This window comes from Phenylobacterium sp. (genome assembly GCF_004799515.1).
Classification (GTDB): Bacteria; Pseudomonadota; Alphaproteobacteria; order Caulobacterales; family Caulobacteraceae; genus Phenylobacterium.
The window spans coordinates 96,640-122,324 of sequence record NZ_SSMX01000008.1; the positions used below are offsets into that span (position 1 = coordinate 96,640).

The 25,685-nt window shown below is 66.5% G+C and carries 29 protein-coding genes; 24 read left to right on the forward strand and 5 right to left on the reverse strand.

Annotated elements, in window-relative coordinates; translation table 11 throughout:
• Positions 1–26 precede the first annotated feature (26 nt).
• From E8A49_RS04265 to E8A49_RS04330, 14 genes are all read left to right on the forward strand, one after another.
• Complete coding sequence (locus tag E8A49_RS04265) at positions 27–569, forward strand: lytic transglycosylase domain-containing protein (protein WP_293376702.1); 543 nt, start codon at positions 27–29, stop codon at positions 567–569.
• A 32-nt stretch (positions 570–601) separates the two neighbouring features.
• Positions 602–895 carry a TrbC/VirB2 family protein gene (locus E8A49_RS04270; RefSeq protein ID WP_293376818.1) on the forward strand — a complete coding sequence of 98 codons (294 nt, stop codon included), beginning with the start codon at positions 602–604 and terminating at the stop codon, positions 893–895.
• A 1-nt stretch (position 896) separates the two neighbouring features.
• The gene (locus E8A49_RS04275; RefSeq protein WP_293376704.1) at positions 897–1,184 is read left to right on the forward strand and encodes a type IV secretion system protein VirB3; all 288 of its coding nucleotides are present in this window, start codon (positions 897–899) and stop codon (positions 1,182–1,184) included.
• The gene (locus E8A49_RS04280; RefSeq protein WP_293376706.1) at positions 1,181–3,574 is read left to right on the forward strand and encodes a VirB4 family type IV secretion/conjugal transfer ATPase; all 2,394 of its coding nucleotides are present in this window, start codon (positions 1,181–1,183) and stop codon (positions 3,572–3,574) included. Before E8A49_RS04275 ends, E8A49_RS04280 begins: the two co-directional genes overlap by 4 nt.
• Complete coding sequence (locus tag E8A49_RS04285; protein ID WP_293376708.1) at positions 3,574–4,785, forward strand: type IV secretion system protein; 1,212 nt, start codon at positions 3,574–3,576, stop codon at positions 4,783–4,785. Before E8A49_RS04280 ends, E8A49_RS04285 begins: the two co-directional genes overlap by 1 nt.
• On the forward strand, positions 4,782–5,498 hold the full coding sequence (locus E8A49_RS04290; protein WP_293376710.1) for a VirB8/TrbF family protein: 717 nt from the start codon (positions 4,782–4,784) through the stop codon (positions 5,496–5,498). The genes E8A49_RS04285 and E8A49_RS04290 overlap by 4 nt, the downstream gene beginning before the upstream one ends.
• The gene (locus E8A49_RS04295; RefSeq protein WP_293376712.1) at positions 5,498–6,250 is read left to right on the forward strand and encodes a TrbG/VirB9 family P-type conjugative transfer protein; all 753 of its coding nucleotides are present in this window, start codon (positions 5,498–5,500) and stop codon (positions 6,248–6,250) included. Before E8A49_RS04290 ends, E8A49_RS04295 begins: the two co-directional genes overlap by 1 nt.
• Complete coding sequence (locus E8A49_RS04300) at positions 6,247–7,437, forward strand: TrbI/VirB10 family protein (RefSeq protein WP_293376714.1); 1,191 nt, start codon at positions 6,247–6,249, stop codon at positions 7,435–7,437. The genes E8A49_RS04295 and E8A49_RS04300 overlap by 4 nt, the downstream gene beginning before the upstream one ends.
• On the forward strand, positions 7,434–8,423 hold the full coding sequence (gene virB11, locus E8A49_RS04305) for a P-type DNA transfer ATPase VirB11 (RefSeq protein WP_293376716.1): 990 nt from the start codon (positions 7,434–7,436) through the stop codon (positions 8,421–8,423). The genes E8A49_RS04300 and virB11 overlap by 4 nt, the downstream gene beginning before the upstream one ends.
• 6 nt (positions 8,424–8,429) lie before the next feature.
• Complete coding sequence (locus tag E8A49_RS04310; RefSeq protein WP_293376718.1) at positions 8,430–9,035, forward strand: HupE/UreJ family protein; 606 nt, start codon at positions 8,430–8,432, stop codon at positions 9,033–9,035.
• An 11-nt stretch (positions 9,036–9,046) separates the two neighbouring features.
• Positions 9,047–9,517 (forward strand): hypothetical protein, encoded by a 471-nt coding sequence (locus tag E8A49_RS04315; RefSeq protein ID WP_293376720.1) that lies wholly within the window; start codon positions 9,047–9,049, stop codon positions 9,515–9,517.
• Between the two features lie 2 nt (positions 9,518–9,519).
• Entirely contained in the window at positions 9,520–10,374 is an 855-nt protein-coding gene (locus E8A49_RS04320) for a DUF4198 domain-containing protein (protein ID WP_293376722.1), read from the forward strand.
• A 305-nt stretch (positions 10,375–10,679) separates the two neighbouring features.
• Entirely contained in the window at positions 10,680–11,024 is a 345-nt protein-coding gene (locus tag E8A49_RS04325) for a response regulator (RefSeq protein WP_293376724.1), read from the forward strand.
• Between the two features lie 65 nt (positions 11,025–11,089).
• Positions 11,090–12,325 (forward strand): FAD-binding oxidoreductase, encoded by a 1,236-nt coding sequence (locus E8A49_RS04330; RefSeq protein ID WP_293376726.1) that lies wholly within the window; start codon positions 11,090–11,092, stop codon positions 12,323–12,325.
• 1 nt (position 12,326) lies between these two features.
• On the opposite strand, the gene E8A49_RS04335 is transcribed toward E8A49_RS04330, so the two are convergent.
• On the reverse strand, positions 12,327–12,935 hold the full coding sequence (locus E8A49_RS04335) for an NAD(P)H-dependent oxidoreductase (protein WP_293376728.1): 609 nt from the start codon (positions 12,933–12,935) through the stop codon (positions 12,327–12,329).
• Positions 12,936–13,124: 189 nt separating this feature from the next.
• On the opposite strand from E8A49_RS04335, the gene E8A49_RS04340 reads away from it, so the two are divergent.
• The 7 genes from E8A49_RS04340 to E8A49_RS04370 all read left to right on the forward strand — a co-directional run bounded on the left by E8A49_RS04340 (position 13,125) and on the right by E8A49_RS04370 (position 19,956).
• Positions 13,125–13,430 (forward strand): hypothetical protein, encoded by a 306-nt coding sequence (locus E8A49_RS04340; protein WP_293376730.1) that lies wholly within the window; start codon positions 13,125–13,127, stop codon positions 13,428–13,430.
• Between the two features lie 114 nt (positions 13,431–13,544).
• The gene (locus tag E8A49_RS04345) at positions 13,545–14,138 is read left to right on the forward strand and encodes a sigma-70 family RNA polymerase sigma factor (RefSeq protein WP_293376732.1); all 594 of its coding nucleotides are present in this window, start codon (positions 13,545–13,547) and stop codon (positions 14,136–14,138) included.
• Between the two features lie 47 nt (positions 14,139–14,185).
• Complete coding sequence (locus E8A49_RS04350) at positions 14,186–15,169, forward strand: CorA family divalent cation transporter (protein WP_293376734.1); 984 nt, start codon at positions 14,186–14,188, stop codon at positions 15,167–15,169.
• A gap of 31 nt (positions 15,170–15,200) precedes the next feature.
• A complete protein-coding gene (locus tag E8A49_RS04355; protein ID WP_293376736.1) occupies positions 15,201–15,410 on the forward strand; it encodes a lmo0937 family membrane protein in 210 nt (69 codons plus the stop codon).
• 15 nt (positions 15,411–15,425) lie between these two features.
• On the forward strand, positions 15,426–15,938 hold the full coding sequence (locus E8A49_RS04360; RefSeq protein WP_293376738.1) for a hemerythrin domain-containing protein: 513 nt from the start codon (positions 15,426–15,428) through the stop codon (positions 15,936–15,938).
• Positions 15,939–16,399: 461 nt separating this feature from the next.
• Complete coding sequence (locus tag E8A49_RS04365; RefSeq protein ID WP_293376740.1) at positions 16,400–19,549, forward strand: PAS domain-containing sensor histidine kinase; 3,150 nt, start codon at positions 16,400–16,402, stop codon at positions 19,547–19,549.
• A 116-nt stretch (positions 19,550–19,665) separates the two neighbouring features.
• On the forward strand, positions 19,666–19,956 hold the full coding sequence (locus E8A49_RS04370; RefSeq protein ID WP_293376742.1) for a CsbD family protein: 291 nt from the start codon (positions 19,666–19,668) through the stop codon (positions 19,954–19,956).
• Between the two features lie 600 nt (positions 19,957–20,556).
• Here the strand turns inward: E8A49_RS04370 and E8A49_RS04375 are convergent.
• Both E8A49_RS04375 and E8A49_RS04380 read right to left on the reverse strand, forming a co-directional pair.
• Positions 20,557–21,552, reverse strand: coding sequence for an HWE histidine kinase domain-containing protein (locus E8A49_RS04375; protein ID WP_293376744.1), 996 nt, complete (start codon positions 21,550–21,552; stop codon positions 20,557–20,559).
• 142 nt (positions 21,553–21,694) lie between these two features.
• Positions 21,695–22,072 carry an endonuclease/exonuclease/phosphatase family protein gene (locus E8A49_RS04380; RefSeq protein WP_293376746.1) on the reverse strand — a complete coding sequence of 126 codons (378 nt, stop codon included), beginning with the start codon at positions 22,070–22,072 and terminating at the stop codon, positions 21,695–21,697.
• An 80-nt stretch (positions 22,073–22,152) separates the two neighbouring features.
• Between E8A49_RS04380 and E8A49_RS04385 the strand changes: the two genes are divergently transcribed.
• Positions 22,153–22,521, forward strand: coding sequence for a response regulator (locus E8A49_RS04385; RefSeq protein WP_293376748.1), 369 nt, complete (start codon positions 22,153–22,155; stop codon positions 22,519–22,521).
• A gap of 128 nt (positions 22,522–22,649) precedes the next feature.
• A complete protein-coding gene (locus E8A49_RS04390) occupies positions 22,650–23,078 on the forward strand; it encodes a response regulator (protein WP_293376750.1) in 429 nt (142 codons plus the stop codon).
• Positions 23,079–23,419: 341 nt separating this feature from the next.
• Here E8A49_RS04390 and E8A49_RS04395 read toward each other — a convergent pair whose 3' ends face one another.
• Positions 23,420–24,118 carry a Crp/Fnr family transcriptional regulator gene (locus E8A49_RS04395; RefSeq protein WP_293376752.1) on the reverse strand — a complete coding sequence of 233 codons (699 nt, stop codon included), beginning with the start codon at positions 24,116–24,118 and terminating at the stop codon, positions 23,420–23,422.
• Between the two features lie 257 nt (positions 24,119–24,375).
• Here E8A49_RS04395 and E8A49_RS04400 point away from each other — a divergent pair, with 257 nt between their 5' ends.
• Positions 24,376–24,960 carry a LuxR C-terminal-related transcriptional regulator gene (locus E8A49_RS04400; RefSeq protein WP_293376754.1) on the forward strand — a complete coding sequence of 195 codons (585 nt, stop codon included), beginning with the start codon at positions 24,376–24,378 and terminating at the stop codon, positions 24,958–24,960.
• Between the two features lie 7 nt (positions 24,961–24,967).
• On the opposite strand, the gene E8A49_RS04405 is transcribed toward E8A49_RS04400, so the two are convergent.
• Complete coding sequence (locus E8A49_RS04405) at positions 24,968–25,660, reverse strand: CerR family C-terminal domain-containing protein (protein WP_293376756.1); 693 nt, start codon at positions 25,658–25,660, stop codon at positions 24,968–24,970.
• Positions 25,661–25,685 lie beyond the last annotated feature (25 nt).

Below are 25,685 nucleotides of genomic sequence, written 5' to 3' on the forward strand. Positions count from 1 at the left end.
CGATCGCTGTCTCCGCAGCGGTCGCCATGCCTTCTCGTGCCGATGTCATCGAATTCGGGGCCGGCGGCGCTGCGGTGACCTATGCTGCGCCGGCGGTGTTCACCTCGACAGGGGTCGAGACCATCGGCCAGGCGCCGCGAGCGCCTGGTGTTCAGTCCGACAATCTTTCCCAGGTCATCGCCGACGCGGCCGTGCGCAATCGGATCAGCTCCGATTTGGTCAGCGCCGTTGCTTGGCAGGAGTCGCACTTCCGGCAGTCGGCGGTCTCGAGCCGCGGTGCGGTCGGGGTCATGCAGCTCACGGCTGTGGCCGCCCGCGATGTCGGCGTCGACCGCTTCGACACCAGCCAGAACATCCAGGGCGGCGCGGCCTACCTGCGCCGGATGATGGACCGCTACAGCGGCGACCTCCACCTCACGCTGGCCGCTTACAACGCCGGGCCCGGCGCCGTGGACCGCTACCGCGGGGTCCCGCCGTTCCAGGAAACCCAGGCCTACGTCAGCGCCATCCTGGCGCGGCTTCCGCAGCGCGCGGCGATCCCCGCCACGCCCATCCTGTTCAACCGATAGGAGCTTCCCCCATTCGCACACCGCTCCGTACCCTGGCGCCCTTCGCCGCCCTGACGCAGCTGGCCTTGGCCGGCGCAGCGCAGGCCCAGTCCGTCGATCCGGCCGGCTCCGGCGTCATCGGCGGGGCACTGACCTGGCTGCAGGGCACCTTGCTCGGCACGGTCGCCACCGTCGCCGCGGTGATCGCCGTCGCAGGCGTGGGCTTCATGATGCTCACCGGCCGGCTGGAATGGCGCCGTGGCCTGACCGTCGTCGTCGGCTGCTTCATCATCTTCGGCGCTGGGGCGCTGGTCGCCGGCATCAAGCAATCCGCGGGCGGCGTCTGAGATGGCCGCGCAGGTTGAACGCGACGTTGTGTTCGGGGCGCTGACGCGGCCGCAGATGTTCGCTGGCGTGACCTACAGCTTCTTTGTGTTGAACGCCGTGGTCACCGCCGAACTCTTCCTCATCACCAAGTCCTTCTGGGCGCTGCTGGCGGCGCTCGCGATACACACGGTCGGCTACGTCGCGTGTCTGAAAGAGCCGCGTATCTTCGACCTGTGGCTGACCAAGGTCAGCCGCTGCCCTCGCGTCCGCAACTGGTCTGTGTGGCGCTGCAACTCCTATCGCCCATGACGCCAAGGACCGACGATCGACCCAAGGCCCGACGCGCGGCGCCTGGGCGGGAAGCCAGCGCCGGCGCGCGGCTGCCGTACGCCCGGCACGTGGACGACGTCACCATCGCCACCCGCGACGGCATGCTGATGCAGGTGATCCACCTGGCCGGCCTGCCGTTCGAAACCGCCGACACCGACGAGCTCAACTACCGCAAAGCGCTGCGCGACGGCGCCCTGCGCGCGCTCGCAAGCTCGCGTTTCGCCATCTACCATCACGTTGTGCGGCGCGAGGTTGCGCCCGCCATGGACGGCGATTTCAACGACGATTTCAGCCGGACGCTAGATGACACCTGGCGCGCGCGCCTGGGCGCCAAGAAGCTCTATGTGAACGAACTCTTCCTGACCCTCGTGCGCCGGCCCCTGCAAGGCCGTGGCGGGATGGTCGAAGGCGCTTTGCGCGCCATCACCGGCGGTCGGCAGGCCCAAAGCGCCGTCGCCTTCCAGAACGAGCATCGGGAGTTGGACGCCGCGCGCGAGTCACTTCTCGCGGCGTTGGCGCCCTATGGCGCGCGCCTCCTTGGCGTCTACGACACACCGAGCGGTCCGTGCTCGGAACCTCTGGAATTCCTGTCGTCGCTCTACAACGGCGCGATCCGGCCGGTGCTGCTGCCCCGCGCCGACCTGGGCGAGCATATCCCCTATCGCCGGGTGAGCTTCGGCGCCGAGGCCCTGGAGCTGTCGCGCGCCGGCGTGCTGGACCGAAGCTTCGCGGCGCTGATCTCCATCAAGGACTATCCCCCGCAGACCGCCGCGGGGATGCTCGACGATCTTCTGCGGCTGCCCCACGAGCTGGTCATCAGCCAGAGCTTCGCCTTCGTCGACCGCCAGGCGAGCCTGGAGCGAATGAACATGGCGCTGCGCCGCATGCGCTCGGCGGACGACGACGCCCTGTCGCTGCGCCTGGGCCTTGTGGCGGCGAAGGACGATGTGTCGGCCGGACGCGCCGCCTTCGGCGAACATCATCTGAGCGTGATGGTGCGGGCGGCGAGCCTCGCCGGCTTGAACGAGGCGGTCGCCGAGGTTCAGTCCAGCTTCACGGAGGTGGGCGTCATCGCCGTACGCGAGGACGTCAATCTGGAGCCGGCGTTCTGGGCTCAGTTCCCCGGCAACTTCAAGGATATCGCCCGGCGCGCCCTGATCTCCACGGCCAACTTCGCGGGCTTCGCGTCCGGCCACAACTTCCCGGTCGGCAAGGCGGCCGGCAACCATTGGGGCTCCGCCGTCACGGTCCTGGAGACCACCTCGGCCGGGCCCTATCACTTCAATTTCCACAAGGGCGACCTGGGCAACTTCACCCTGATTGGGCCGTCGGGCTCCGGCAAGACGGTGGTGCTGAGCTTCCTGCTGGCTCAGGCCCGCAAATTCGACCCGCGCATCGTCTTCTTCGACAAGGACCGCGGCGCGGAAATCTTCCTGCGCGCCATCGGCGGCCGATACGACGCCATTCGTCCTGGCGAGGCCACAGGGTTCAACCCGCTGCAGCTCGAAGACACCCCTGCCAACCGTGGCTTCCTCGCCGACTGGACCGCCCGGCTGGTGGCCCGGCCCGGCGAAGCCCTGAGCCCCGAAGACCTGGCGCGGATCAAGGACGCGGTCGACGCCAACTACGCGCAGCAGCCGGCCTACCGGCGCCTGCGCTATTTCGCCGAACTGTTCCGGGGGGACCGCCGGCCCGACGCCGCCGACCTTGCCGCGCGGCTGCGGCCCTGGTGGGGCGACGGCGAGCGGGCGTGGCTGTTCGACAACGCCGACGATGCCCTCGACCTCGACGCCCGCACCCTGGGCTTCGACATGACCCAGATCCTCGACGACCCGCAATTGCGGACGCCGGCGATGATGTACCTGTTCCACCGGGTCGAGCAGCGGCTGGACGGCGACCCGACGCTGATCGTCATCGACGAAGGCTGGAAGGCGCTCGACGACGACGTCTTCGTCGCCCGGATCAAGGACTGGGAAAAGACCATCCGCAAGCGCAACGGCGTGGTCGGCTTCGCCACCCAAAGCGCCCAGGACGCCATCGAAAGCCGCATCGCCTCGGCGATCATCGAGCAGGCGGCCACTCAGATCTTCATGGCCAATCCCAAGGCCCAGGCTCGCGACTACTGCGAGGGCTTCGGCCTGACCGAGCACGAGTTCGACCTGATCCGGTCGCTGCCGGACACCTCGCATTGCTTCCTGATCAAGCACGGCACGGACAGCGTGGTGGCGCGCCTCAATCTCTCGGGTGAGCCCGATCTGCTCACGGTCCTCTCAGGCCGCGAGCGCACCGTGCGCCTGCTCGATACGCTGCGCGGCGATGTGGGCGAGAACCCCGCGGACTGGCTGCCGCGCCTGCTGGAGCGCGCCTGATGGCTTTCGCCTGCGCCGCCCCGCAAGCCGACGACGGCTTGGTCCACGGTCTGCTGACCTCCGTCGACTGCAACGTCCGGTCGATGTCAGAGGCGGGCTATGGCGCACTCTCGCAGTCCAACTCGCCGATGGCGGCGATCCTGACGGCGCTGTTGACCCTCTACATCGCCTTCATCGGCTATCGCCTGCTGATCGGACGTTCGCCCTTGAGCGTCGGCGACTTGACGGTCAGCGCCTTCAAGATCGGCGCGGTGCTGGTGCTGGCGACGAGCTGGCCGACCTACCAGCAGGTGGTTTTCGACTCGCTGTTCAGCGGGCCGGAGCAGCTGGCGACCAACATGCTCGACGCGATCCAGCCTTCGGGTTCCCTGCTGCATGGCGATCCCTTCGCGGGCCTGCAGGTCGCCTATGACCAGCTGCAGGCCTCGGCCAACGACTTCACCAAGCATAGCCTGAGCACGGCCTCCCCGCTGCAAGGCGGCAACGCCGGCGCGGCGCTCGCCATGAACCTATCGGCGACCTTGCTCCTGCTCACCAGCCTGGGCGCGGTGCTGGCCTCCAAGATCGTGCTCGGCCTGCTGCTAGGCCTGGGTCCGCTGTTCGTGGCCATGCTGCTGTTCGACGCCACCCGAGGCGTCTTCGAGGGCTGGCTGCGGGCGTCGATCGCCTTCGCCCTGGCGCCGCTCATGGCCATCCTCGGCCTCGTCGTGGAACTGACCATGATCGGCCCCGAAATCGTTCGCCTGGCCGATCTTCGCGCCCAGGGCCTGGTCGACCTTGCGCCGGCCAACGCCATCTTCCTGCTGGTGCTCATCTCCACCGGAGTCAGCGTCGCGCTGACCCTTGCGGTCGGGGTCATCGCCTTCAGCCTGCGGCTGCCCGTCCTCCAGCGTGGCAGCCGCAGCGACATTCGTACTGAGGTCGCGGCCTCGACCGCGGCCTTGTCTGCCGCCGTAGGTGCAGGCGGCCGCACGCCCTCCGCCCTGCAGGCCGAGCCCCGCGCGGCGTCGGTGGTCGCGGCGGCGAACGCTATGGATCGGCGCGAGAACCGGGTGGTGCAGGCCGAGGTGGACGGCGGGCGACGCATCAGCGCCGGCCGCGGGCGTGAGACGGGCTCGCTCAGCACACCGGCCTTTGCGCCCATCGGCCAAACCTATCGCCGCGCCGCGCAGCCGCGCCGGGCCGCCAGCAATCAGCGGAGGGATCGATGAAGCCTGAGAAACCGCCCGCCGCCGACCGCGACGCCTATTACGCCGACGCCGCGTCCTGGTCGGGCGATGTGCATGGGGCGCTGCGCAGTTCGCGCAGCCTCGCGTGGATCGTGGCGCTGGGCCTTGGAGCCATCGCGGTGCTGGAGGCGATCGCGCTCGTCGCGCTGATGCCGTTGAAGACGGTCGTGCCCTATACGATCACGGTCGATCGCCAGACCGGCTACATCGAGACGGCCCAGGGCTTGAACCCCGGCAAACTCTCGCAGGACACCGCCGTTACCGAGGCCTTCCTGGCGCAGTATGTCATGGCGCGCGAAGGCTATGACGTGGCCGACCTGCAGGCGACCTATCGCAAGGTCGCCATGTGGTCGACCGGCGAGGCGCGCGACCAATACCTGCGCGCCATGTCGACCACCAATCCGCAGAGCCCGATGAAGCTCTACCCCGCCACAACAGTGATGCAGCCGATCATCAAAAGCGTCTCGCTGCTGTCGCGCAACAGCGCGCTCGTACGCTTCGACGTGGAGCGCCACGACTATGGCGCGGCCTCCGGCGACCGGCAGTCCTACGCCGCGGTCATCGGCTACCGCTACACCGGCGCGCCGATGAGGATGGGGGATCGGTTGCTCAATCCCCTGGGCTTCCAGGCGACCTCGTACCGCCGCGATTCCGAGATGATCGGATCGACCGCCGCCTCGCAGGGGTCCCGGTGATGCGCAGCGCCCTGTTCTGCTTGGCGTTGGCGGTCACGCCGGTTGTGGCCAGCGCCGCCGAGGCTCCGCGCCCCGGCTATCTCGACCCCCACATCCAGAGCGTCCACTACGACCCGGACCAGGTTGTCTTGCTGCAGGGCGTCCTGGGCTATCAATTGATGCTGGAGTTCGCGCCGGACGAGCAGCTGCAAAGCGTGTCCATCGGCGACTCTTTGGGGTGGCAGGTGGTCCCCAACCACAACGCCAACCTGCTTTTCCTGAAACCCCTTGAGCGCAACGCGGCGACCAACATGAACGTCGTCACCACGCAGCGCCGCTACGCCTTCGAGCTGCGGGTTTTGCCCAAGGGCGGCGCCAAGACGGCCAATGCCATCGTGACGCCCTACATCGTTCGCTTCGTCTACCCCCCGGTCGCCGTCGCCGTTTCTACGCCGGCCCCGCCCGACCCGCCGCCGGAGGAGCGCAACCGCGCCTACGTGGTCACCGGCGCGGCGGAGAACACCCCGGCGCGGATTTTCGACGACGGCCGCATGACCTATTTCGCCTGGCAGCCGCAGGCTTCCGTTCCGGCGATCTTTGCCGTGGGCGCCGACGGCAAGGAGAGCCTAGTCAACTACGGGGTGCGCGGCGCCTACACCGTCGTCGAACAAGTCTCGCCGCGTTTCGTCCTGCGCAACGGCAAGCAGGTCGCGACCGTGATCAACCAAGGCTTCGTGCCGCCCGCGGCCCTTCCGAGGAGCGGCGCGAAATGACCGACATGCATCCGCCGGAAGATCAAGACTTCGAACCGGTATCCGACGAGCCCGGTCTGACCCAAGATGACGCCGAGCCGATAGTGGCCCGCACGCCAGCCGGCGGCAGTCCGCTCCTTGCCGTCGCGGGCTTCAGCGCCGCCGCCTTGGCGCTGTTTCTCGTCCTCAACCATCGCCGCGTCGAACGCAGCGATCCCGTTGCGGCGCCCGGAGCAATCCAGACTGCGCAAGAAACGTCGGGAGCGCCCCCTTCGCTTGAGCTCAAGCCGATCCTGGTCTCCGCGCCCGGCCCCGCCGCCTTCACCGGCCTGCCGACGACGGTGGACACCGCCTCGCCGCCGGCGGCCACGCCACGGATCCCGCAGACGCCGACCGCGGCCTCCACGCTGCAGCCGATCAGCGCGGCGGATTCAGCTCAGAGGCTGCATGCGCCGACCCTCGTCGTCGACTTCGGTGGCGCACCGCGCGATATGGTCGTGGCGCAGGCCGGGCCGCCGCCAGCTCCCGGCGCAGTCGTCGCGCCTGGCGGATCTCCAACGCCCGGCGGCGCGCGGCCGCAGCTGAACGACAGTGAGCAGTTCGCCAAGCGCGTGGGCGACGAAGAGCCCGAACGCTCCCGCGCCATTCCGATGCACAACCTGCACGCCACCGCGCCGCAGGGCACGATCATCCCGGGCGTCCTGGAAACAGCGATCGACTCCGACCTTCCCGGCTTTACCCGCGCCGTGGTTAGCCGCGATGTTCTGAGCTTCGACGGCAAGGCTGTGCTGATCCCCAAAGGCAGCCGGCTCATCGGGCAATACAAGAGCGCCGTGGCTCTGGGGCAGTCGCGGGCCTTCATCATCTGGACGCGCGTGATCCGCCCGGACGGCGTGTCAATCCAGATCGGCTCGCCGGGCACGGACGAGTTGGGACGTGCCGGCCTGGATGGCGACGTCAACCGGCACTTCTTCCGCCGGTTCTCCGGCTCGATCCTGCTGTCTGTGCTAAACGCCGGGGTCGCCGCGGTCGGGCAGACCCCGTCGACCGAGATCAGCATCGGCTCGCCAGGCGCCGCGACCGGCCTGGCGACCTCCGCGATCCAGGGCGACGCCATTCCGCCGACCATCAAGGTCAAGCAGGGCGAAGCGATCAACATCTTCGTGGCGCGGGACCTCGACTTCTCGGGCGTCGAGCCGATCCGATGAGCGCCGAAGCCGCGGTCTACCTCCGCACCTATCTCGGGCCGCTTGCCTTCCTCTTGGAGCGGTCGGACGTCACCGACATTTTCGTCAACATGCCCGGCGAGGCCTGGACCGAGACGGTCACCGGCAAGATCGAGCGCCACGCCGCGCCGCAGCTGGATGAGACGACGCTGTGGCGCCTCGCGCGCCAGATCGCGAGCCTCTCGAACCAGGGCGTCAACCGCGAGCACCCGCTGTTGGCGGCGACCCTGCCGGACGGCGAACGGGTACAGATCATCGCGCCCCCTGCCACGCGCGGGCCGCTCGCCATTGCGGTCCGCAAGCATGTGGTCGCCGATCTCAGCCTCGACGACTACGAGCGGTCGAGCGCCTTCGCCGATACGCGAACGGACGGCAAGTCCGACGCCGAGGCCCTCAACGCCGAACTGCGCGGACTCTTGGACCGCGGCCAGACCGCGGAGTTCCTCCGCCAGGCCGTCAGGGGCCGGAAGAACATCATCGTCGCCGGCGGCACTTCGACCGGCAAGACCACCTTCCTGAACGCCCTGCTCAAGGAGATCCCGCGCGAGGAGCGCCTGATCCTCATCGAAGACGCCGCCGAGGTGCAGTTGGATCATCCCAACGCGGTCGGCCTGATCGCCGTGCGCGGCGAGAACGGCGAGGCCCGCGTCACCGCCGAAGACCTGGTCCAGGCGTCGCTCCGCATGCGCCCGGACCGGATCATCCTGGGCGAACTGCGGGGCCGCGAGGCGACCGATTTCCTGCGCGCCATCAACACCGGCCACCCGGGCTCGATCACCACCCTGCACGCCGACAGCCCGCGCGGCGCCGTCGACCAGCTGTCGCTGCTGGTTCTTCAAGCCGGCCTCAATCTCGGGCGCGCCGAAATCGCCGACTATGTCCGCAGCATCGTCGACGTCTTCGTGCAGCTTTCCCGCCGCGATGGCCGGCGGATGATCTCCGAAATCGTCTTCCAGCAGCAGGCTTGAGTTCACTTGAAGAAACCTGACCTCGCCTTGCTGGCCGCTGTGGTTTGCACCGCCGCTTGGATGATCACCAGCGCCGCCGAGGCGCACACCGGCACCGGCCTGCCCGGCGGTTTCAAGTCCGGCTTCCTGCATCCGCTCACCGGCTTCGACCACATGCTAGCCATGGTTTCGGTCGGCATCTGGGGGGCGTTTCTCGGCCGCCCGCTCATCGTCGCCCTCCCGGTGATCTTTCCGACCGTCATGGCTGTGGGGGGCGCCTTGGGGATGGCCAATGTGCCGTTCCCGCCGGTGGAAATCGGCATCGGTGTCTCGGTGCTGGTGATGGGCGCGGTGATCGCGCTGGCGTGGCGCGCCCCGATCTGGGCGGCCTGCCTGATTGTCGGGGTCTTTGCGCTCTTCCACGGCTACGCCCACGGCAAGGAGCTGCCCTCCGCGGCCGACCCGATTGGCTACAGCGTCGGCTTCGTGCTCGCCACTGGCCTGCTGCACGTGGCCGGCATCGGCGTGGGGCTGCTGAACGATCGTCCGAACGGCATCGTCGTCACCCGTAGCATCGGCGGCTTTGTCGCGCTGTGCGGCGTCTACTTCCTCTACGTGGCGCTGTCGAAGTGAGGGGCGGCGCCTTGCCTCCGGCCCTGCTGGCCGCGAGCCTGGGGTTCGCGCTCGCCTTCGTTCCGAAGAAGGCGGTGGCGCCCAGCATCGTGGTCTTCGCCGGGATCGCGGCGGCCGTCAGTCTGGTGAGGACCGACCCCGGCTGGACCGACGCGATCTTCTACGCCTGTTGGGCCAGCGTGATCGTCACCGCGCTCGCCGTACACCTTCCAAAAGAGCCGCCGCCACCCGCGGTCTTGGTGCTGGCCGCCAACGCAGGCCTTTGGTCCGGGGCTGTGATCGCCGCGGCCGGCGCGCCGTTCGACCTGGTGAAGTCGCTGCCGTTCGTTCTGATCTGCCTGCCGGCCAGCTGGCTGATCGCGCGCCGGCTCGGCATCGCTGTGAAGGTCGTGGCGAGCTGGCTGATCGCCGTCTCTGTCCTGGCCGCCGCCCTTCCGACCCTCACGCCGACGCCCGGTTACGTCGGCGACCACATGGAGTGAGTATGCGTCATCGTTTCAAGCGCACCGGCCTCGCCGGGAGCGCGGCCCTTTTTGTCATCGCCTTCGGGCTTTCGGCGGCGGCGCATGACTTCTGGGTGCAGCCGTTCAAGTTCTGGATCCCGCCGAACAGCGCGGTAATGACGACCCTGACGGTGGGCCACGGCGAATTCCGGCAGCGCTGGAACGCGGAGATCGACCGCGTCCTGCGCTTCAATGACATCGGTCCTGGTGGCGTCGTCACCGATCACCTCGGCGAACTTCGATCCGGCGACATGAACCACGACCATCTCCTGGCCTTCGGTGCGCCGGGAACCCATGTGCTCGTCCTGCAAACCGGGTATGCCGAGAGCGTCCTGCCCGGCATACGTTTCACCGACTACATCAAGCAGGAAGGGCTGACGCCGGCTATCGACCTGCGCGCCCGCACCAGGACCGAGGACCAACCGGGTCGCGAGATCTACAGCCGGCGCGCCAAGGCGCTGGTCCAAGTCGGAGCCGCCTCGACCCAACCGCAGCCCTGGGCCCTCAAGCCCGTAGGCCTCAGCCTGGAGATCGTTCCCGACGCCAATCCCTACGCCGTGGGCGCCGGACAAGACCTTCCCGTCCACGTGCTATTGGACGGTCGGCCACTCGCCGGCGCCCTTGTGATGCTGAACAATCTCGATTTTGACGGGAGGCCGCTGGCGACTGTGAAGACCGACAGCGCCGGGCGAGCGTCGTTCAAGACGCCGCGCACCGGGTCTTGGCAGCTCAACGTATTGTGGACCAAGCCGCTCAAGGGCAATCCAAAGGCCGACTACGACACGACCTTTTCCAGCCTCACCTTCGGCTTCCCGCCTGTCGGCGGCGCGCACTGATGATTGTCGCCCCTTGTGACCGCCTAAAGGGTCGTGAAGCCGACCGGCGCCCCGGGCTCATACCGACCACGAAACGATCGAGCTTCCGAGCTCGCCAACGCGGCCGTACTGCCGCTTTCGGGCCTGCGTCTCACGTTCACGCGGCTCGTGCGAGCTTCGGAGCCGGCGCCAGCGGATGAGTTGACGGGCCACGGCCGGAGCCGAGCGAACTTCCAAGTCACGGTCGTGGGGAATCTAGCGGCGCCACCGGAACCTCCGTCTCAAGGAACAGTTCGGCCGCCATGGAAGCCCGTAGGAGTCCGCTCGTGCTCGTGGTCGATGATGAGCCCTTGGTACGCGTCGTTGCTTCGGTAAGCCTCGAAGAAGCCGGTTTTGACGTGCTCGAGGCGACCAGCGCCGATCATGCCCTGGACCTGCCTCGGTCACGAGCCGACTTCGGCATCCTGTTCACCGACATCAACATGCCGGGCTCGCTCGACGGCACGGCACTGGCAAAGTGCGTCCACGAACTCTGGCCGCACGTCCGCATCGTCGTGACCTTCGGCAGAGGCTTGCCGGAGCCGCTGCCGGATGACGGGAAGTTCCTTCGCCAGCCGTATTCCGTCACTGAGCTGAGAGAAACGATCGTCAACGTCTCAGCCAGGCCGTGACCCCACACTTGGGCTCGGCAGGGCGTTCCGGCGTCGTCGCTATGCCCTTTTTCCGGCGATAAGCAGTGCCTCAACAATCCTTCAGCTCCGTCGCGACCAGCAAGCGCGACCTCCGCACCGGCCGATCGCTCTGGTCGAGCGACGCTTCGGGGCTTGGGGTCCCGGCGCGGCCGCTTTGCGCTCCAATCGACGTCGATGTCGCCATCGTTGGCGCGGGCGTCAGCGGCGCGTTCATGGCGCATGAGCTCGCCCGCACCTTCAGCGTCGCCGTCTTCGACAGACGCGGGCCGGTGCTCGGCAGCACTATGGCCTCGACCGCCATGCTGCAGTGGGAGTTGGATCTTCCACTTCAGGCGCTCGCTGAGAAGATCGGCGAAGCGAATGCCGGGCGGGTCTACCGACGGTCGCGGCGGGCGGTCGACGATCTCAGGGCAATCGTGGAGTCTTCAGGAATCCGCTGCGGCCTGAAGCCGAAACGGTCGCTGTATCTCGCCGGCGACGACTATGGCGCGCGGGCGCTGGCGCGCGAGGCCGAGGCGCGCGCCGCCGCGGGCCTGGAGTCGGTATTCCTGCATCCCGCCGACTTGCGCCCGTTCGGCATTGAGCGCACCGGCGCGATCCTGTCGGAGGGCTCGGCCAGCGCAGACCCTGCTCGGCTGGCGGCCGGCCTTCTTCGACGCGCCATCGATAACGGGGCCAAGGTCTATTCACCGGTCGAGATCACCGGTGTGCTGCAGGGCGGCGATCACGTGACCCTGGTCAGCGACGCAGGCGTCGAGGTCCGCGCTCGCCACGTTGTATTCTGTTGCGGCTACGAATTTCCCGACAGCGTGCCGACCCATGGCGCCAAGATCATCTCCACCTGGGCGCTCGCCAGCAAGCCGTTGACCCGGGCGCCGGCATGGTTATCCCGCCACCTCGTCTGGGAAGCCTCCGACCCGTACCTCTATTTGCGCATGACGAGCGACGGCCGCCTCATCGCCGGCGGGGAGGACGAGGCGTCGCCGACGCGCCACGCCGATCCGAAAGCCATCGGTCCAAAGTCGCAGGCGATCGTCCGCAAGCTCAAAGTCCTGATTCCCGATCTGGAGATCGATATCGACTATGCTTGGTCCGGCGCATTCGGCGAGAGCACGACCAGCATGCCCTTGATCGGACCCATCCCGGGAATGCCACACGGCTATGCTGTGATGGGCTTTGGCGGCAACGGCATCACCTATTCGGTGATCGCCAGCCAGATCGTCGCCGCCGCCATCCGCGGGCGGCCCGATCCAGACGCGGACCTCTACAACTTTCGCTGAGTTAGCCTGGGAAGGGCTTGGCCTTCAGCAGGCCGGCCAGGTGCGCCGCGTTGCCGGCAACCATCTTCGCCGTCTGCGCGACCTTCTTCGGCGTGGTCTTGAGATCCTTGAAATCAACCGAGCCCATGGCCTCGCCCACCCAGTAGCAGCAGGCGACGGCAGGGATCGTCCAGCCGGTATCGTTCAGGCTCTGGGCGATCTCGGCGAAGCTATGGTGCGCGCCGTCCTCGTTGCCCACGATGGCGACCACGGCGACCTTGGAATACGAAGGCATCCGGCCCTGCTTGTCGGTTTCGTCGAAGAAGGCGTCCATCCGTTCCAGCACACGCTTGGCCACGCTGCTGGGCTGCCCCATCCAGATGGGCGTGCCGAAGATCAGGATGTCGGCGGCGAGGATCTTCTCTCGCACACCCGGCCACTCGTCACCGTTTCCCTCGTCGGAGGAAACGCCCGCGGCGATGTTCAGCGACGCGATGCGGATCGTCTCGGCGACCTCCACGTCGCAGGCTTTGAACTGCTTGGCGAGCAAGGCGATCATCGCGTCGGTGGAGCTGGAATGTGTCGCATCGCCCTTGAGCGTGCAGTTGATGGGCTGGCAGCGGAGCTTCATGGATCACCTCATTGGTGAAGCCGGAAAGCGCCGAGCGACAGGCCGGTTCCGCCTGCCCTATCGAAGGGCCGAAAAGAGCACCAAGTGAGTCAGGAACGCATGGGGCGGGGTGGCGTTGGAACGAAGACGCTTATGCCCTCAGCGTCCGAACCCTGAGGCTCCCAACTTCCCCGAGTTGGGGGCTTTTGTTTGCAACGGAGCCTCACCATACGCAATCCCTGGATCCGGCTCAGCCTCGACGCCTGGAGCCTCGGGATCGAGGCGTCCTTGGTCATCGGCCTGCGCACGCTGATGGTCGCCGCGGGCGGTCCCGCAGCGCGCCAGGAAATGGGGCGCATGGTCAGCGAGAAGGTGGACGCGGCGTTGCAGCTGCAGGCCCGCGCCCTGACCGGCGGCCTGGGGCTGACCCCGCAAAGCGCCGCCGGACGGACCCTGACCCACTATCGCCGCAAGGTTCGCGCCAACTGGCGACGGCTTTCGAAGTCTCCCGGCTAGACCTGTCATGAAGACGGGACGCCCAATATCGGCCTCCTATGGTGGAGCTTATCTGCGCTCCGCGCGTTCAAGCTGGGAGGACTGCTCGCCTCGGGTATCTTAGGGTGATGAACGATGACTCCTCATTCCGAAGCTAGCGAGGCGTTCCGCGCCGAACTGACCGCCCTGATCCCTCACATGCGCGCGTTCGCCAAGTCGATGTGCGGCGACCCCACCGCCGGCGACGACCTGGCGCAAGACGCCCTCCTCAAGGCCTGGACGGCACACGCCAGCTATGTTCCCGGGACCAACATGAAGGCGTGGGTGTTCATGATCATCCGCAACGGCTTCTACTCGGAGAGGCGGCGTTCCTGGCGCAGTGTCGAGCTGGATACGGAAACCGCCGAGCGGACCCTTGAGGCCGTGAGCAATCCCACGGCGACCCTGGAGTTGGACGAGCTCCGCCGCGCGCTCCAGTGCCTGCCGGACGACCAGCGCGAGGCGCTGATCCTGATCGGCGCAGGCGGCTTCTCCTACGAACAAGTCGCCGAGATCGCGAGCTGCGCCGTGGGCACGGTCAAGAGCCGCGTCAGCCGCGCCCGCGATCGGATCGCGCTGATCCTTGCCGAAGCGTCCTTCGGCAAGGACGACATCCAGCCCAGCGAAGCGATGACCAATATCCTTGCCCAGCTCCGCAACGCCGATCGGCCGCTTGCTATCGCGGCCTGATCGTCCGCCGGTTTCGCCGGTCTTGGATTTGCGGAGCGTGACGACCGATGATCCGCACGTTTCTTTATGACGCCCAGGGCCACGATCAGGAGATGGACCTGGGGGCGGAGCTTCCGAAGCTCGAAGAGCACCACCTTCTCTGGATCGACGTCACTGGCCGCGAACCCGCCGACTTCGAGCGGCTGGCAAGTCTTCTGGATCTGAAGCCGCGCTCGGTTTCGGACCTGGTCGAGAGCGGCCGGCGGTTCAGTCTCGCCAACTACGGCGCCTACATCCAGTTCGACGTGGCGACCCTCGAATCTCGCGAGGCTACGGCGGGTGCGCCGAGCGTAATCCGCTCGCAGCGCCTGGACGTGGCTCTTGGCCAGGGCTGGGTGCTCACCGCCCATGAAAACCCGCTTCGATTCCTGGAAGAATTCCGCGACCAAGACCGCGGCGAGACGCTCATCGGCGGCCTGACGTCCGCGGCCCTGGCCGCCTCGCTGTTGGATTGGCATCTCGCGACCTATCTCGCCGCGCTGGAGGTGGTTGAGGCTTTTGCCGACCGGGTCGATCTCCGGATGCTCTCATCTTCTCGGGTCCGGGAGGACCTGCTGAAGGACCTCGTGGGCGCGCGGCGCCACATCTCCAGTCTGCGGCGATCGCTCGCCTCGCAGAGTTCGATTTTCTACGGGCTCTCCCGCCCCGACCTGGCGCTGACCGCCGACGCCAGCGCCGTGGAGGGATACAAGGATCTGGAACGCCGCTTTGAGCGGGTGCTGGACTCTCTCGAACACGGCCGCGAGCTTGTGCAGAGCTCCTTCGACCTCTTCACCACGCGGACGGCGGAGACCACCAACGCCCTGATCCGGCGGCTGACCTTCATCAGCATCCTGCTCGGCGCCCTGGGCGGCGTCGCGGGCGTATTCGGCATGAACTTCGAGACGCCCTACGCCAAAACCGGGCTTATGGGCTTCTGGGCGGTCGTCGGCGCCTTCCTGGTGCTGGGCGGCGGGGCGGCGCTCATCGGCCGCGCCCGAAAGTGGATCTAGCGCGCGCCTGCGCACCGGCGGAACCTTCACCTTGGCGGCGGATTACCTTGGCCGACCGGAGGCGACCGCTTCCCCGCTGAAAGATCCTCAAATGCTTGGAATCCTCGCGCTCGTCCTCGTGGTCCTGTGGCTGCTTGGCTTCTTCGCTTTCCACATCACCACCGCCGCCATTCATTTGATCCTGGTGGTCGCTCTGATCTTGGTGGTGCTGCATTTCCTCCGGGGCCGACGGTCGGTCTAGGCGGAAGCATTCGACGTGGACATCACGCAACTCATCCTCGACGACCACCACGAGCAACGCCGATTGTTCGCGATCATCGATCAGATCGGCGATGACGACGTGAAGAGCTTGGCCGCGGTCTGGGGGCGCTTGTCGACCTTCTTGGAGGTGCATGCCAAGGCAGAGGAAGACCTCTTCTACCCCGCGCTTTTGAAGGTTGGCGAAGGCGCCGGCGGGAAGGTTAGCGCGGCGTCAGAGACTAAGGACGCCATCAAGGACCACAACGAAATCCGCGATGCCGTCGCGGCGGTCGCCGACCATCGGGTCGGCACGGCGGCCTGGCGCAACGCGGTTGCCGACGCCAACGAAGCGAACGGCGATCACATGGCCGAAGAAGAGCGCGAAGGCCTCACCGATTTCCGGCGCCAAGCGACGCTCAAGGTCCGTCACGACCTTGCCGTGCGCTTTGCTTCGTTCGAGGCGGAGCATGTCACCGGGGTGAAGCCAATCGACAAGGACCCCAAAACCTACGTCATGGAGAACGGCTGACAAGACTGCTACGCGGCTTCGTTTGGCCGCCAATGCGAAGCGTCGATCGAGGTTTCCCTCCGTCGGCATTCCACTTGGCAAGGGGCCCAGAGGCATGATGCCCGCCTAAGAGTTTCGGGCTAGGGGACGCGCTCGAAGAGTCCGCAAATGCCTGCATCGGGCACCCTTTGATGCTCCAACTGGACGCGAGCGCGCTTTGCGGGAGTGGAGGCCGGGCCACCGGAATGGCCTGCAAGTCGCCCCATACCTAGTGCAATCGCTCAGCGGGGTCCTGTCGCGCGATAGGCCAACTCTGCCGTTGACGTCACAAGTTGGTGCACGTCCTCTTGCTCGCTGCGACGCGTCGCCAATGGCGTGAGGACTGTTTGAAACCTAAGGCCTATGTACCACCGTCCGGCTGGCGCACCTCCGGCGAAGCCATGTCGCAGATGGTTCAAGCTCACCCATGGCAAGACACGCCATTGGGCGCCCGGCTCGCGTGGTCTCCCAGCCTGCAGTTGGCGGTAGACATCATCCTGGGCTCGGCCTTCCCGATGGCACTTCGCTGGGGCCCCGACTTCGTTCTCATCTATAACGATGCCTATCGGCCCATCCTCGGGGACAAGCATCCCTGGGCGCTTGGACTTCCGGCCCGCGAAGCCTGGGCCGAGGTCTGGGACCAGATCGCGCCCCTGCACGACGCCATTGTGACGCGGCAGTCGCCCTCGATCTTCTCCGATGACACCCTCCTAAGGATCCAGCGACGCGGCGCGCAATGGGAAGACGCTCGTTTCACCCTTGCCTACAGCCCGGTCGCTGACCCGACCGCTGCCAACGGTGTCGGCGGCGTGCTGGTCACTGCCGTGGAAATCACCGAGCGAATTGCCGCGGAGGCCGCCTTAAAGGCCAGCGAGGAACGCTACGGCTTAGCGCTGACGGCGTCCGGCGCGATCGGCACCTGGGACTGGGACATCGTCAACGACCGCGTGGTCGCCGACGCGAAGTTCGCGGAGCTTTATTCGGTCGAACCGAGCGCGGCCCGCGAGGGCCGGCCCATCGCCGATTTCGTCGCCGGCATCCACCCCGACGACCGCGACCGCGTGAACGCGGAGATTTCAGCCGCATTGGCGGCGAGGGACGACTTCGCGAGCGAATACCGGCTGCTCAAAAAAGATGGCGCGATCGTCTGGGTGTACGCACGCGGCCGCGGTCACTATGACGCGGCGGGAACCGCGATCCGCCTGCCGGGCTCGGCCGTCGACATCACGGATCGAAAAGCCACTGAAGAGGCGCTCAGCGACAGCCGCGGCTATCTCGGCGACCTTCTCCGCTCCTCCGGCGAGGCCTTTTACGCGGTCGACCGGGACGGGGCGACGACGCTCTGCAACCAGACTTTTCTGCGTCTGATGGGCTTCGAGCGGGAGGAAGACGCGATCGGGCGGCGGCTTCACGACGTGATCCATCATTCCCATCCCGACGGCTCACACTACCCAAAGTCCGAATGTCCGATCTACCAGTGTGCGGCGAACGGCACGCCGGCGCATATCGAAGACGAACTCTTCTTCCGGCTCGATGGGGCGGCAATCCCCGTCGAATACTGGGTAAGTCCGGTCTACCGCGACGGGATCCATCACGGCGCTATCTGCACATTCATCGACGTCACTGAGCGTCGCGCGGCCCAGGCGGAATTGGCCCGAAGCGAGGCGGAATTCCGCGCGTTTTCGCAGGCGATGCCGAACCACGTCTGGGCCTCACCCCCGGACGGCCAGCTGAACTGGTTTAACGACCGGGTTTATGAATATGGCGGCGCGGCCCCAGGCGCCCTCGACGGCTCCGGCTGGGTGGAGATGGTGCACCCCGATGACCGCGCGGAGGCCGGCGAACGCTGGGCCCAAGCCCTCTCAAGCGGCGAGGTCTATCAGGTGGAGTTTCGTCTGCGCCGCGCCGACGGGGTCTATCGATGGCATCTTGCCCGCGCGGTGCCGATCCACGGTCCGGACGGCGCGATCCAGCAATGGATCGGCACCAACACCGACATCGACGACCAAAAGGCCGCGGCTCAGGCGCTTGCGACCCACAATGAGAGCCTCGAAAAGCGTGTGGCCGAGCGGACCGCCGAGCGGGATCGGGCCTGGCGCAATTCCCAGGATCTCCTGGCCGTCGTGAAACTCGACGGGACCCTGACCGCGGTCAATGCCGCATGGACCACCCAGCTTGGATGGCGGGCCGAGGCATTGGTCGGCCGGAATTTTGCGGACTTCGCCCATCCCGACGACGTCACGGCGACCGTGGCAGCGTTCTCCGGAATCCGGCAGACGCCGCTCGTCGACCCTTACGAATACCGGCTGCGCGGGGCGGATGGAACGTATCAGTGGTTTGGTTGGACGGCCGCCTTCGAGGCGGGCCTCGTCTATGCCAACGGCCGGAACACCACCACGGAGCGAGCGCAGGCCGAGGCGCTCTCAGCGTCTCAGGAAGCGCTCCGCCAATCGCAGAAAATGGATGCGGTCGGTCAACTCACCGGGGGGATCGCGCACGACTTCAACAACATGCTGGCCGTGGTCGTCGGCTCGCTCGACTTGCTCAGCCGGCGGCTTGAAGCGCCGGACGCCCGGGTTCAGCGATATCTCGACGCCGCGGCCGATGGGGCTCGGCGCGCGACCCAGCTCACGCAGCGCTTGTTGGCGTTTTCCCGCCAGCAGCCCCTGCAGCCCAAACCCATCGAGGCCAACCGCCTGGTCGCTGAGATGTCGGACCTGTTGCGGCACGCGATCGGGGCCGACGTGCGTCTCGAGACGGTCCTGGCCGGGGGCCTCTGGCGCACCCATGCCGATCCCAACCAGCTTGAGAACATCATCCTCAATCTCGCGGTCAATGCGCGCGACGCCATGCCGGACGGCGGCAGGCTGACGATCGAAACCCAGAACGCCCATTTGGACGAACGGTACGCCGCGACCCACATCGGTCTCGCGGCGGGCCAGTACGTGCTGATCGCCGTGACAGACAGCGGTTCAGGGATGCCGGCCGATGTCATCGAAAAGGCCTTCGACCCGTTCTTTACGACCAAGCCGGTCGGCAAAGGCACCGGGCTCGGCCTCAGCCAGGTCTACGGCTTCGTCAAGCAGTCCGGCGGCCACGTGAAGATTTATTCGGAGCCCGACCAGGGCACTACCATCAAGATCTACCTGCCCCGTCTACTTGACGTCTCACTCATCGATGAGGCTCCGACGCAAGCGGTAGAGGCGCCGCACGGCGACGACCGCGAGGTGATCCTCGTGGTGGAGGATGAGCCCGGAGTGCGACAATTCACAGTCGATGCGCTGAGCGAACTTGGCTATCGCGTCATTGAGGCCGACGGGGCCGCTGCGGCGCTGCGGTTGCTCGACGCCCATCCGGAAATTCTATTGGTCTTCACCGACGTCGTCATGCCGGACGTCAACGGCGCGAAGCTGGCCGACGAAGTCCGCCGCCGTCGACCGGGAATGCGCATCCTCTTCACCACCGGCTACACACGCAACGCCGTAGTCCACAACGGCGTGCTGGATGCGGGTGTCGAAATGATCGGTAAGCCGTTCACCGTCGATGCCCTGGCGACGAAAATTCGCGCCGTCCTGGAACGGCCAGACGTCTGACCCGTCGTAGCGGCTCTGGATGGCTTGGCCGTGCAACGTCCCGCACCGCCCTGCGTTGAAACAAGGTCCAGCTTGCTTCGCCCGCCGGACGATCTTGATTTTTGACAGGTGACACCATGACCGACGAACGGATTGAAGGCGTGCTGCGCGAGGGCGTTGGCCATGTGCAGGACGCCGTGGGCGGCCTGACCGGCGACGCCAAGACCCAGGCGAAGGGCAAGCTCAATCAGGCCGCCGGCGCAATGCAGGACACCTACGGCCAGCTTTCGAACGCGGTGACGGACAATCTCGAAGATGCGTTCGACGAGATTCAGAGCTTCGTGAAGGCCAGACCCTTCGCGGCGGTCGGCATCGGCGTCGGCCTTGGCCTCCTGGCCGGATTGATCGTCGCGCGTAGCCGCGACTAGCCGTTGCGTCCGCCCCCCCAGGCATTCGCGGAGTCGCCACTGTCCCCATTGCGTAGGGCCTTTTTGGGCTACTCCAAAGAAGGGGTCGCCATAGTCAAACTCGTACGGGTAGCGGTCATTGTGCCCGCTCTAAGCGGTTGCACCGAACGTGCACACATGACTCGAAGCAGATCTTCGGAGCGTCCGCGATTGGCGGATCAACCGTGATCTGCGCTAGCGGCTCTTCAACGCTTCGCTCATTGACGTCTAGGATGCGAACGAAGTCGTGGGCATCCTCAGTCTTCGCGATTTCCGCGCGCGGCGGCGCACGGCCGGCGCCTAGGGATTCGCTCTGTGTCGAACCAGGCGTCCGGTCTCACCGCGGCGGCGCATCCAGGACCTCACAAAACATCATCGCCAAGTCGATAACAGCGAAGGGTTTGGGCAGGGTATCAACCCTTGGATCGAGCACGCTGCGTGAGACTTGGAACGTGGACCGTTGACCCGAGCTTTCTCAAGGCCTCGCTGCTCACGAGCTGCATGGCGTCGTCGTCTTCGAGCACCAGGATGACTTCGCTCTGAAAAGTGACTTCTGTTCAGCAAAGGCAGACTTGAAAGGGCCTACGCGCCCAGGCGGCTTGCCGCCATCGTGAGGGTGATCACCACGCCCTCCTTCAGCCAGTCGACAGAAGCGGCGCCCCCAAGATCGGCCATTCCCCGTCGCAACAGGCTGCTGCCGAAACCTTCAAGCGTTCCGGGCTCGGGCACCTCAGGTCCGCCGCGCTCGGTCCATACGACGGCGACCCTCTCGCCCGGCGAGTCACACGAGACGTCGAGCGTCCCGGTCGGCGTGGACAGCGCCCCATATTTCACCGAGTTGGTGGCGAGCTCGTGGAGCACCATGGACAGAGTGGTCGCCGACCCCTCGCCAACCGCCATTCGGGGCACGGAAACGCGAATGCGCCCGCTGAAGGCCCCCATGTCGTCGTAAGGCGCGAGCAGCACCGAGAGCAGGTCACCAAGCAGCGCGCCATGTTCGACCTTCCCGGGAACGGGCCGAACGAGGTCGTGCGCTCTGCCGAGCGCCGCCAGCCTGTGGGTCAAATCCTTAGCCATGTCGGCGGCGCTGGTGGCTGACCGGGAGGTGATCGCCGTCAGCGCGGTGGCGATCGTCAGCAGGTTCTTCACGCGATGGCTCATTTCGCCGGCCAGCAATTCGTTGCCTTCTTCGGCTTGCTTGCGGCCAGTCACGTCGAGGAACACCCCAAACATCACCCGGCCGAGGATATCGGCATCGTTCCCCTGGCCACGGGCGGACACCCAGCGAACGTCACGGCCCACCATGATCCGGAAGTCGATCTCGTAGGGCCCGGAGATTGCCCGCGTCGCGGAGAACGCCGCCCGAACCCGATCGCGGTCAGCCGGGTGGATGTGCGATGAGAGGTCCTCGAACGAAACCTTCTCATCCCCAGCCACGCCCCAAAGTCTGAAGCCGTGTTCGTCCATCGAGAACTTGTCGGTGTCGACATTCCACGACCACAGCGCGACACCGGCAGCGTCAATGGCGAGCCGGAGGTGCTTGGGACCCCACAGCGACTTTTTCGATTTCGGCGGCAAACCAGGCTCCTGTGCCCGTGCTCGTCGCCGGACAGCGCCGCCACGATGGGCGGCTATGCTACAACGCCCATCTCGAAGGCATGGGCCCGGATGATGTTAGCTTTTCGCGAACGCGCGCCATACCGGCAGTGGGTCTCGGCGCCTACGGGTTATTCAGCACGTCGCCCATCGTCTCGGCGAGGGCCTGAATTTCATAGGGTCTCGCCAGCACTCGGCTAATGACGCCCTGCACCGCGGGTTCAATGTATCGCGCCTGGTCTTCCGCCGGATCGCCGGACAGCGTTCCGCGCGTCACCACCGGGGTCGCGCCGCGCGCCAGGATCGCGACGCCATTCCACGTCCGCTGGCCGCGCCAGACGGCGCCGTAGCCCGCGGCTTCCAGGGCCATGATCGGGAAGGCCCGATCCTCGCATTTCAGCTCCCGCAGGCAGACGACGTCGGGCCGAACCTCCTCCAGCCAGGCGAGCAAATTCGCAAGCCGCTTGTTGACGTTGCTGATGTTGAAGGTGGCGATACGCACACTGCAGGATAGGCGTTCAAGCGCCTGACGTTGCACGACGAATTTGCGGAACGATTGTCCGCCGCCGCGCTTAACCCCGCATGATCCAGCCCGCCAAGCCGATCGTGCTCATCGTCGAGGACGAAACCCTCATTCGCATGCTGGCGGTGGATGCCTTTCTCGAGGAAGGTTTTGACGTCTTGGAGGCGGAACACGCCGCAGAAGCGCTGCAGGTTCACGCCGACGCAGCGGAAATCCATGTGCTGTTCACTGACGTCAACATGCCCGGCGCGTTGAACGGCATCGACCTTGCCGAGCGCCTGAAGGCGGCGGCGCCCACCCGGCATCTCATCATCACCTCAGCGTTGCCAATCCTGCGCCCCGTCGACCACCTGCCGGCCACCTTCGTGTCGAAGCCCTACGACGCTGGGGTGGTCTCCCGGACAGCCCGGGCTTTCCTGGCGGCCTAGGCACCTCGCCCAACAGACATTTCTACGCTCGAACTCCAGCCATAAGTGCTCGCGGGCACAGACGGCCGGGCCCTGACCGTGCGACCCTGATCGGAGATCGCGCCTACCGCGCCCCACCGGATATCAGGATGACCGGCCGTCCATTACCTATCGGACCAGCGTTGCATGTCCTGCACGTCGACGATCACGCCATCAATCGTCGCCTCGTGCGCGAGATCCTCGGCTGCTTTGGCCACGAGGTTACCGACGTCGGTTCGGGGGACGAGGCTCTGGACCTGGCGCGGCACAGGGCCTTCGACCTCGTGCTGATGGACATCAACATGCCGGGGATGAGCGGGATCGAAGTGGTCCGCCGGCTCTCCGCCATTCCGTGCTGGGACCGCGATACGCCGGTGATCGCCTTGACCTCAGAAGTGAGCCGCACTCTGAGCGACTACATCGCCCTGGGCTTCAGCGGATACGTGCCGAAGCCGACGACAATCGCCGAACTCATGCAGGCAGTCGATCAGTGCGTAAAGAAACACGCGGCGGGTCCGCTGGTCCGCCGCGTCGCCTGATCGACAACCCAGCCCGCGAGCCTCGACACAAGGCCTCTCATCGAAAAGCATCTCTTGGCGATCGCACCGCAACAACGCGGCAGGCGCGGCTTGCCTTTCGAAGTCTCGCGTCGCGCCTCGGAGGTCACCGTCGCAGCGGCGAGGCGGAACAACGATGATCGGCGGGCCTTTAGATGCGCAGTAGCCGAACCCCGTCCCCCCAGGGGCTCCGGTCATCGCGGCGGGGCGGCCCGACTTATGGCCGCCCTGACGCGCCCGAGTGGGCCGCAGGTTTGTGGGGCGCGTGCGCCCTCGAGTTGGGGGCTTCGTTTGCTGTCTCGGGCGCGGCGACGAGCACGCTATCAGGCTCCAGCATCCGCCGCAGGTTGCACCGATGCGCGGCACTCGCAGGCGCCCTTCTCCATGCCGGCCCGGTCAATGATTTCGACGGACCCGTGGGTATATTTCAGAAGCCCGCGCGTCTGAGCGTCCATGGCGATCCGCGTGACGGTCGTTCGTGAAACCCCCAGCATCACCGCCAGGAATTCCTGCTTCAAGGGCATGAGCTTCATGCCGCCAGCCAGATCCTGACATTCGAGGAGCCAGCGGTAGAACCGTGGCTTCACGGCATGCACGCCGTGGCAGGCGATCGCCTGGCGGCTTTCGGCCTGCAGCAGTTCGATCTGCTGATGCACGGCCTTGCGCATCGCAGCGCTCGCATCGAAGGCCTTGTGATAGGCCTTGGCGGACACCCGGTAAGCCTGGCCCGGCACCTGCACGATCACCCGGGTGAACATCGTGCCGCTGCCGAGCGCCTCGATGAAACCCACGCCGCCTTCGCGTCCGACGATGGACGTTTCCAGCGCCGTCCCGGACTCCAGCACCGTGATCAGGGACAGGAGGCCGAGTTCCGGCAGATAGACCCAGTCCACCGGATCTTCCATTTCGTAGAGCGTCGCGCCGGTCTTCAGATCGACCAGTTTGAGAGCTGGCTCCAACGAATCGAGGTCCGCCTTCGACAGCGAGCGAAGCAGCGCGTTGCAGGGAGCGAACGTGGCCATATGCCACCCTGATCCCTACGGGGTGACACCGCAACCAATGCTTGTCTCCCCAAGCGGAGCGGTCGCACAACCTAAGATCATCCCTAAGTGCTCGCCGCGACAGAACTGATTCGTCAGCGCGTGGCAGAACAAGGTTCGTTGCCGCTGGGAACCCACGGATGTCGAGCCAAAGCCTGTTGTCAGTTGAAACCTCCGCACAGGCGAACGCAGCGCCCATGCCGCCAGGCACAATGCCGGTGACGTCCAGAAAACCTGGCGTGTATGTCGTGAAGAGCGACGGCCCCGCCAAACTGGCCTTGTCGTCTCTCGTGAGGGCAGAAGGGTTCTCGCCCTGCACCTTCGACGACGGCGCCGCGTTTCTAGCGGCCTGCGAGCTGTTGCCGCCGGGCTGCGTGATCACGGGGTATCAGACCGGTGGCATGGACGCGCTTGAGTTCCTGGGTCGACTGGGCGCGAAGCCTGTGTTCTTTCCGACCATCATCGTCGCCAACAAGGGCGAGGTCACCCAGGCCGTCGAGGCCATGAAAGCCGGGGCGGCCACCATTCTCGAGCGACCCTACGCGGATGATCTGCTTCTCGGCGCCGTACGCTCCGCGCTCGCGATGAACGTCCCGATGGAGGCCCGCAACGCTCACCGGCTGGCGATCGCCAGCCTCACGCCCCGGGAACATGACGTGCTCTGCCAACTCCTGGACGGCAACACCAACAAGGTGTCCGCGCGCCACCTTGGCATCAGCCCGCGCACCGTCGAGATCTACCGCGCCAGCCTGATGAAGAAGACGGGCGTCGGGAGCGTACCCGAGCTCGTGCGGTTGGCGGTCGACGCTCACGTTAAGTGCTGACGTTTCGCTAGATCGCAGGCGACGCGAGAACGCCGAAGGTGGCGCGCCGCAGCGCCGCGCGGAGCATCTGCGATCGTCCTCGGTCCAGATCCAACCATTCCAGGGCCGCGAGCGTGCTGTCGCGATGGGTGCTGAACGCCGACAGCTGGTTCAAGAGTAGCAGAGCCATCAGCTTTGGCCCCTCATCCGCAGGCTGTGCGCCGGTGGCGGTCGCCGCGAGCGCCGCGCACTTGCGGAAGAGGGGCCCGTGGATGCGATCGCGAGCCAACGGATAGCCGGCGCCGACCCGCTCGGCCTGGGTGCGTACCAGGAAGCGGCTCCAACTCGGCGAGGGGTCAGATTCAAGGGAAAGCGAGAGCAGCGCGTCGAGCAGGCCAACCAGCGCGTCAGCTGCGGCTCCCTCCCCTCCTGAGGCCAAAGCTTCATCGGCGACGGCGTACGAGCTGCGGAGCCTCTCCGTCACGCGCTCGGCCATGAATTCGGCGCAGGCGGCGTGGAGCCCGCCCTTGCTCTCGAAGTAGTACTGCACCGCCGGCGGATTCACGGCCGCGGCGGCTGCAATCTGCCGCGTCGAGGCGCGCTCATAACCCTCGTCGGCGAAGATCTGCAGCGCCGCCTCGATGATGCGCGCCCTGGCCTCGCCCCCTGGCGCGTAACCCCCGTCGCGAGGGCTTCGGCGGGGGGCGGCTCGCTTCGTCATTCCGTCAATGTATTCCGCTTGACAT